Annotated in this window: 1 protein-coding gene; it reads right to left on the bottom strand. The window is 42.2% G+C overall.

Annotation, left to right across the window (positions count from 1 at the left end):
* On the bottom strand, positions 1–230 hold a 230-nt coding region (locus ACFINC_RS11025; protein WP_375617229.1), incomplete at both ends, for a type IV secretion system protein VirB3.

The raw sequence follows: 230 nt of genomic DNA, 5'->3' as shown, positions 1-230 counted from the left end.
GAAGAGGCGGTGTGGCGATTACGAAATTTAGTATCAATCCAGAACCACCAGATACGAAATGCTTTATCATCATTTTTAGTAATTTGCACCATAATGAACCATAAGGGTGGCGCTATAATCCACAAAAAGATATTTATCATCATAGCAACAATAGCTACCCCCATAACCATAACGATAAGCGGCATCATGGGTACCCCCCATATCGTGGGAACACGTGTTGCCCCCTTGAA

It is taken from the genome of Bartonella sp. AP58NXGY (assembly GCF_042195785.1).
Taxonomy (GTDB): domain Bacteria; phylum Pseudomonadota; class Alphaproteobacteria; order Rhizobiales; family Rhizobiaceae; genus Bartonella.
Note: the sequence above shows the minus strand (reverse complement) of the source record. Positions and strands in the feature narration are given on the sequence as shown.